Origin of the sequence: Litoribacter ruber, from assembly GCF_018449405.1 — a bacterium.
GTDB lineage: Bacteria > Bacteroidota > Bacteroidia > Cytophagales > Cyclobacteriaceae > Litoribacter > Litoribacter ruber.
Window position 1 is genome coordinate 1 of sequence record NZ_JAHCMY010000029.1, and the last position, 8,380, is coordinate 8,380.

Consider the following 8,380-nt stretch of genomic DNA (forward strand, 5'->3'; position numbering starts at 1 on the left):
CGCGTCCAGGCTCTGTGTAATCCGAGTAATCTGTGTTTTTTACTGAGAAAATCTAACCGCAAAGACGTCAAGGGACGCAAAGCAATTTTTTTTCTTCGCGCTTCTTAAAAAACTTTGCGGTGAACCTTTTATTCTCTCTGTACCTATGTGTTCAATTTTTATTAAAGGGGGAATTAGCTTCGTGAGTGACCCCATTTCATACGCGTCCATAATCTGTGTAATCCGAGTAATCTGTGTTTTTTACTGAGAAAATCTAACCGCAATGACGCAAAGGGACGCAAAGCAATTATTTTTCTTTGCGATTCTTCAAAAACGTTGCGGTGAACTTTTTATTCTCTCTGTACCTATGTGTACAATTTTTATTAGAGGGGTTATTAGCTACGTGAGTGACAACATATCTTCCGCGTCCAGACTCTGGGTAATCCGAGTAATCTGTGTTTTTTTCTGAGAAAATCTAACCGCAAAGACGCCAAGGGACGCAAAGCAATTTTTTTTCTTTGCGATTCTTCAAAAACTTTGCGGTGAACTTTTTATTCTCTCTGTACCTATGTGTACAATTTTTATTAGAGGGGTTATTAGCTACGTGAGTGACAACATATCTTCCGCGTCCAGACTCTGTGTAATCCGAGTAATCTGTGTTTTTTTCTGAGAAAATCTCACCGCAAAGACGCCAAGGGACGCAAAGCAATTTTTTTTCTTTGCGATTCTTCAAAAACTTTGCGGTGAACTTTTTATTCTCTCTGTACCTCTGAGTCTCCCGATCCGCTCCGCTACTCGGGACAAGTTCTGCGGTTATTTTTTCAACATCAACCGCCTTTGGCTCAAATTTGGTGGTTTTACAATCCCAAAACCAACTAAGAAATGAAAAAGCTATTACTTTCCCTTTCCCTGCTTATGGCGCTATGCCTGCAGGCCAATGCCCAATACTCCCGCAACTCGGTAACCTTAGGCGTAGGTGCCGGCTTCGTGTACGGTGACAATGCGGGGGATTACAGTTCCCTTAACTTCCCTGTCCGCCCGGCGTTTACATTGGGCTATACCCAGGAATACAACGACCGCTTTGACTGGAGGGTTAGTTTGGGTACGCAATCCGTATCCGGTAGGCTGGTTGACTATCCGGCCGATGATATAGCCCACTGGATCGAGGAACGCAATGCCTTGGACTTTTCCGGTCAGGCCTATTATGCGGATTTCATGCCTATATACCATTTCACACCCTATGAAGGGCAGTTTGACTTTTACGGCGGCCTCGGACTGGGGTTGATGTTTGTCAACAGAACCGACCAGGTGCTTCCTTTTGGCCTCACCCCGGATATGTTGCGCGCCAACGACTATTCCTTGGAGTCCCAAAACCGCAACACCACCTCACTTTACTTTCCCATCCGCTTGGGCGTGACGATGAACCTTGAAAACAACTGGGCAATTGGCCTGGAACTAGGCTCCCTCATCGCAACCAGCCCCCGCATAGATGGCAACAACCAGCAATGGAACTCCATCCCCATCGACATGCTCCCGCAGGCGCAGCTAATCCTTCGGAAATACCTCCCCTGGACTGCCCGCGTGCAGCCGACCACCTTGCCGTAAGGCGTGTGGGTTTAGGAGTTTAGTCGGCCGTTGGCCTAGGTTTAGTAGTTTAAAAATAGGTTTAATGGTTGAAGTCCTGATAGCGCTGCGCGCATCAGGGATTAAGGGATTAGCGTTAATCCGTTAATCAGTTCCGCTGGCATCTAATGTAATTATGCCAGCGGGACGATAAACCATTAAACCACCATTACGTTGTGCGAATGTCTTCAGACTTCGCACCCTGAGTAGAGAGTCTCCGACTGTACTGAAGTTTAAAAATCCCACCGCAAAGATTGGAAGAAGCGCAAAGAGAAAAATAATCCCTCATTCCCCCCTCAGCCAATCTTTTGAGCGCAGCTCTAAAGGAGGCTCGCCTAAGTAAATGCGCTAGAAAACCGCAAACGCCAAAATGGCTACAAAAAAACCTAGGTCCTAAGAATACCTGGTACGTTGTACTTGGTACTTGGTACTTGGTACCCCAATGATACCGCAAAACACCAAAATTTTAGCAACAAAACTTTTTATTCCAAATCCATTATTCTATATTTAACCATCAAATTTTTTAGTGTAACATGGTTATCACAAAACAATCGCGCATATTTTTAGCCGGGCACAGAGGGATGGTGGGTTCGGCGGTGTTGAGGGCGCTCAAGGCAAATGGGTATGAAAATATTCTTGCCAAGACCAGCAGCGAACTGGATCTCCGCAACCAGAATCAGGTCAATAGCTTTTTTCAGAAACATCAACCTTCAATTGTCATTGACGCCGCCGCACGGGTTGGGGGTATTTTGGCCAATAGGGATTATCCTTATCAGTTTCTGATGGACAACCTGCTCATCCAAAACAACCTGATCGACGCCTCCGTGCGACAGGGGGTGGAAAAGTTTATCTTTCTGGGCTCCTCCTGCATATACCCCAAGCATGCCCCACAACCCTTGAAAGAGGAATACCTGCTTACCGGGCCTTTGGAAGAAACCAATTCCTGGTATGCGCTTGCCAAAATAGCCGGGGTAAAGGCCTGCGAGGCCATCAGGAAACAATTCGGGAAGGAGTTCGTCAGCCTTATGCCCACAAACCTTTACGGTCCCCATGATAATTTCGATCTTCATACCTCCCACGTCCTTCCAGCCATGATCCGGAAGTTTCATGAGGCGAAGGAAGAGGGGTCAGCTGTAGAATTATGGGGCACAGGCACTCCCATGCGGGAATTTCTGCATGTGGATGATATGGCCAGCGCGATATTATTTGCGATGGAAAACACGCTTCCGGAATCTATTTATAATGTGGGTACTGGCAAGGACTTATCTATAAAAGACCTTGCCTCCATGATCCAGCACATCACCGCCCACCACGGCCCCATCCACTTTGACCCCACCAAGCCGGATGGGACGCCAAGGAAATTGTTAGATGTGAGCAAGCTCAAAATACTAGGATGGAAGGATTCTATAGATTTAGAGGAAGGGGTTAGGTTGACATATCAATGGTTCTTGGATCATCAAAAGGGGTATAAGGAGGTTAAACTGTAAAGTTTGAGGTTTAAGGCCTTCGGCCCTGTTTAAAGCTTATGGAATGAGGCTTTAGGGAAAAGAATATGGTGATGAATTATTATAATGTTTTTAACTCATTTTTTTTATCGTATGAAAAATAATTTTTATACATACTCCTTTGAGAAATTGGATGTTTACCAATTGGCAAGATCTTATAGGGTTGGGATAAAGAAACTTACATTAGGATTTCCTCCAGATGAAAAATTTGAACTTACCTCCCAAATTCGACGGTCTTCCTCTAGTATTGCCACAAATTTGGCAGAAGGATCAGGAAGAGCTTCAAACAGGGATCAGGCCCATTTTACAAATATCTCATATGCCAGCGCCTTAGAAACAGTCGACCATCTGATATATGCCAAGGATATGAACTATATATCTGATTGTCAATATGCTGGGTTACGGGAGGAGCTGGACATTATCATTAAGAAAATTAGCTCTTTATATAAATATCAGCTAAAAGCCCAAATAAACTTAAAAGAACGCATTTAGACTCATCCTTAACCCTTAAGCGTCCGCTTTAGCGGACAAATAAACCTTAAACATTTTTTCTATGAAAACTGCATTGATTACAGGAATCACAGGCCAAGACGGGGCCTATTTGGCTGAGTTACTTTTGGAGAAGGGCTATATGGTCCATGGGATAAAGCGGAGGGCTTCGCTGATCAATACGGATCGCATCGACCACCTTTACCAGGATCCGCATGAACATGATCCCAGACTCATCCTCCACTATGGGGATATGACCGACTCGATGAACCTGACCAGAGTCATCCAGGAAACCCAGCCGGATGAGATCTATAACCTTGCCGCCATGAGCCATGTGAAGGTAAGTTTCGACATCCCGGAATACACCGCCAATGCAGATGGAATAGGCACCCTGCGCATCCTGGAAGCAGTTCGCCTTTTGGGACTGGAAAAGAAAACAAAAGTGTACCAAGCCTCGACTTCAGAGCTCTATGGGCTGGTGCAGGCCGTTCCGCAAAGTGAGACCACGCCATTTTATCCCCGCTCCCCCTATGCGGTGGCAAAACTTTACGCCTATTGGATCACTGTCAATTATCGGGAAGCCTATGGGATGTTTGCCTGCAACGGCATACTCTTCAACCACGAGTCGCCTTTGAGAGGGGAAACATTTGTAACGAGAAAAATTACCAGGGCAGTTGCCCAGATAGCACTTGGACAGCAGGAAACCCTATATATCGGGAATCTGGATGCCCAGCGGGATTGGGGGCATGCCAAGGATTATGTGGAAGCGATGTGGCTCATTCTGCAGCAGGAAGTGCCTGAGGATTTTGTGATTGCCACTGGCATCACCACCAAGGTTCGCGATTTTATCAACATGGCCTTTGCACATGTGGGCTTCCATCTCAGATGGGAAGGCGCAGGGGTAGAAGAAGTAGGAATTTTGGATCGTATTGATGAGCAACAATTTGCCTTTGCCACCGGCCTACCATTCGATCCTGTAAGCTTTAAACATTTAAACCATAAACTAGTAGAAGTGGACCCCCGCTATTTCCGCCCGACAGAGGTGGATCTGTTGATCGGCGACCCCACCAAGTCCCGCGAGCGGCTGGGCTGGCAACCCAAATACGACCTACACAGCCTGGTCGAAGAAATGGTCATCTCTGATTTGAACTGGTATAGGGATAATCTGCACTTAGTAAGCCAAAAGCCTCATTTTGAGGATTAGTGGGTTGGTAGTTTAGGAGGTTATGTCCCGATTACCGCTTCGCGGATCGGGAGTTTAGAAGTTTAGGGTACACTGAGAATAGGTTGAAGGGTTGAATTCCTGATGGTGCTGCGCACATCAGGGGGGATTAATGGTTTAACGTAAGCTACTTCCATCATTAATCCATTAATCAGACCCTGAGGAGATACAGCCAAGCTACCTCCTCAGGGTCGTTCAACCTTTAAACCACTTTAGCACAAGTAACCCGTCTCCCGTTTTGCGAATGTCTTCAGACTTCGCACTCCTAAGTGGATAGTCACCGACTCGGGTCATTTACCACCGCAAAGCTTTGAAGAAGCGCAAAGAAAAAACACCTAGTCACTCAGCCCCTTCAGCCCATCTGTAGAGCGCAGCTCTACAGGAGGCTCCCGAGAACAAAACCGCCAACAAACCTTCAACAATAAAAAGGCTAGAATTAACCAACGTCCTAGAATTACTTAGTACATAGTACTTCGGACCTAGTACAATCCCCCCCCCGACAGCCCATCTGTTGAGCGCTGCTCACAGGAGGCTCCCGAGAACTAACACGCCAACAAGCCTTCAACAATAAACAGGCTAGAATCAACCAACGTCCTAGAAGTACTTAGTACATAGTACTTCGTACCGAGTACAATACCCCCCCCGACAGCCCATCTGTTGAGCGCAGCTCACAGGAGGCTCCCGAGAACTAAAACGCCAACAAGCCTTCAACAATAAAAAGGCTAGAATCAACCAACGTCCTAGAATTACTTAGTACTTTGTACTTCGTACCTATTACAATACCCCCCCCCACAGCCCTTCTGTTGAGCGCAGCTCACAGGAGGCTCCCGACTCCAAGAACGCCACCAAACCATCAACAAAAAAAAGGCAAGAATTAACCAACGTCAAAGAATTACTTAGTAAATAGTACTTCGTACCTAGTCCAATACCCCCCCCACAGCCCATCTGTAGAGCGCAGCTCACAGGAGGCTCCCGAGTCCAAGAACGCCAACAAACCTTCAACAAAAAAAAGGCTAGAATTAACCAACGTCCTAGAATTACTTAGTACATAGTACTTCGTACCTTGTACAATACCCCCCCCACAGCCCATCTGTTGAGCGCAGCTCACAGGAGGCTCCCGAGACCAAGAACGCCAACAAACCTTCAACAAAAAAAAAGGCTAGAATTAACCAACGTCCTAGTATTACTTAGTACATAGTACTTCGTACCTAGTCCAATACCCCCCCCACAGCCCATCTGTTGAGCGCAGCTCACAGGAGGCTCCCGAAAGTAAATCGCCGGCAAACCATATACGCCTAAATGGCTAAAAAAGACCTCTGTCCTAGAAATACCTGGTACTTGGTACCTAGTACTTGGTACCCCCTAATACTTCCGCAACTTGCATTTCCCCCAAATAATACCTTACTTATTACCGCTATTTTACCGATTTGCAGTATGAATAAGTTAATTTGCATTTTATTGTTTGTAATTGTTTCGATGACCGAAACCAAGGCCCAATTCCACCGGGACTACCTTTCCCTTTCCGTCGCACCTTCCATGATTTATGCCGATAATGGAGGCAACTATGCCAGCGGAGAATTCAAGATCCGGCCCAGCATGGCCCTTACCTACAGCAAACACGTGGCCGACCATTGGGATTTCCGTGCCACGGTGGGCATGCAGTGGATCAGCGCCAACCATCCCGAAAACGAGGAGAACTTCTCAGGCCTTCGTGGAGAAGCCGGTAATTTTCGAGGCTTGGTTTATTTTGCCGATGCCAGCCAGGTGTATTACATCAACCCCAACATTGCCGGTAGAAGGCAGTACTGGGTGAATTACTATGTGGGGGTGGGTTTGGGAATCATGCACGCTGTGCGGGAAGAAGAAAGGCCTCAGCAGGAAACCATCCCCGGCCAGGACCCTACCGTCGTCGAGCGCCGCAGCAGCACCAATGCCTACATCCCCATCCGCCTCGGCCTGACCACCAACCTGCAAACTCTCTGGGATTACGGCTTCGAGCTCACCGCCCTCCCCGCCACCGGCTCCAACATCGACGGCAACTACACCCGCAACAAACAATTAGGCATCGACATCCTTCTCCAAGCCAATTTTGTAGTAAAACGCTATTTACGAAGATAAATACAACATTTTCCAGCCGTCCCGAGGCGAAGCATCGGGACGATGTACGCGAACCCACCTTAGATGTCGCCGTTAAGCGACCTGCAGCCCCACCCGTGACTGGTTTAAAATAAAACAATGACAACCCCGACAACCGAGCCGGGAAGGCGAAGTTTACCTCCCGCGGGAGGCCGACCCACGGCGGGATAACCATGACAACCACGTAGCTCACATTACAAACTTATCCAAACATTTGATCAGTTTGGTCTTTTTTTTGTACTACCGTAATTTGCTTTCCCAGCTATAGTCCAAATTTTTAGATCTATACTTATGAAATACCTAATCGCAATACTTTTCGTGTTTGCTTTGCATATCACTCCGGCAAACGCCCAACTCGACCTGCGGGATTATGTTGCCCTGGGGATTGGGCCTTCCATGATATATGGGGACAATACAGGTTCCTTGGCCAGCTTCAATTACCGATTCAGGCCATCCGCATCCTTGATGTATAATTACCAGCTGAGAAAAAGATGGGATGTAAGGGTAACTTCTGGTGTGCAAGTACTTGATGCCGGTGGTGTGGTAGATGATATTGATACCAGGGTTCAATGGGGAATTCAGGATCAGGCCTATAATTTTACGGGGCAGGCCTATTACGCTGATATCATGCCTCTTTACCAATTCAACCCGAACCGTGGTATGCATGATATGTACAATTATAAAGTCAATGTGTATGCTGGATTGGGTGTTGGGATTATGCACGTCCGCCGTCAGGATAACGTGTTGCTTAATCCAATTTTTATCGAAGAAACTGGCGAGTATTTTATCGGCGCCGATGAAGCCGTAAGCCGAAACACCACCACCCCATATATCCCATTACGAATTGGCGCTTCCTCTAATTTCCGCCGCAACTGGGATATCGGAGCAGAAATTACGCTAATGACCTCCTTCACGTCGGATATAGATGGCAACAATATTCGGGTTAAGGAAATCGAAAACGACATGTTGTTTCAATTCCAAATCATGGTCAGAAGATACATTGGCCGACATAATCCATTCTACTGGGATTAAAGGATTAGTGGTTTAATGGATTAACATAAGTCGTTGTGCGATTGTCTTCAGACTTCGCACTATTGAGTGTAGAGTCTCTGACTCGGGTATCGGATACACTGCCACCGCAAAGCTTGGAAGAAGCGCAAAGAGAAAAATCTCATCTTTCAGTTCCCGATAGCCCATCCGCTGAGCGCAGCTCATCGGGAGGCCCCCGTAAATAAAAACGCCGGCAAACCGCAAACGCCAAAACTGCCAAAAAAACCTCCGTCCTAGAATACCTGGTACGTGGTACTTGGTACCCTGACTCTTGCTGGAGCTCAGTCTGGTTCACGGTCCAAGCACTGCGCTCTGTGCACTGCACGCTGAGAAAGGATTCCGCAATTGATGGAGTGTTCACTTCAATGCTGCAATC

At 46.9% G+C, this 8,380-nt stretch carries 7 protein-coding genes; 6 read left to right on the forward strand and 1 reads right to left on the reverse strand.

The window, feature by feature from the left end:
- Positions 1-861: 861 nt before the first annotated feature.
- From KI659_RS18315 to KI659_RS18340, 6 genes are all read left to right on the forward strand, one after another.
- Positions 862-1,584, forward strand: a complete 723-nt coding sequence (locus tag KI659_RS18315; protein WP_213946840.1) for an outer membrane beta-barrel protein — start codon at positions 862-864, stop codon at positions 1,582-1,584.
- A gap of 551 nt (positions 1,585-2,135) precedes the next feature.
- Complete coding sequence (locus tag KI659_RS18320) at positions 2,136-3,089, forward strand: GDP-L-fucose synthase family protein (protein WP_246535472.1); 954 nt, start codon at positions 2,136-2,138, stop codon at positions 3,087-3,089.
- Positions 3,090-3,200: 111 nt separating this feature from the next.
- On the forward strand, positions 3,201-3,599 hold the full coding sequence (locus KI659_RS18325) for a four helix bundle protein (RefSeq protein ID WP_213946841.1): 399 nt from the start codon (positions 3,201-3,203) through the stop codon (positions 3,597-3,599).
- A 61-nt stretch (positions 3,600-3,660) separates the two neighbouring features.
- On the forward strand, positions 3,661-4,800 hold the full coding sequence (gmd, locus tag KI659_RS18330; protein WP_213946842.1) for a GDP-mannose 4,6-dehydratase: 1,140 nt from the start codon (positions 3,661-3,663) through the stop codon (positions 4,798-4,800).
- A gap of 1,452 nt (positions 4,801-6,252) precedes the next feature.
- Positions 6,253-6,936: a hypothetical protein gene (locus tag KI659_RS18335; RefSeq protein ID WP_213946843.1), complete on the forward strand. Its 684-nt coding sequence runs from the start codon at positions 6,253-6,255 to the stop codon at positions 6,934-6,936.
- A 309-nt stretch (positions 6,937-7,245) separates the two neighbouring features.
- Positions 7,246-7,986, forward strand: coding sequence for an outer membrane beta-barrel protein (locus KI659_RS18340; protein WP_213946844.1), 741 nt, complete (start codon positions 7,246-7,248; stop codon positions 7,984-7,986).
- Between the two features lie 139 nt (positions 7,987-8,125).
- Here KI659_RS18340 and KI659_RS18345 read toward each other — a convergent pair.
- On the reverse strand, positions 8,126-8,380 hold a 255-nt coding region (locus tag KI659_RS18345; RefSeq protein WP_213946845.1), incomplete at its 5' end, for a hypothetical protein.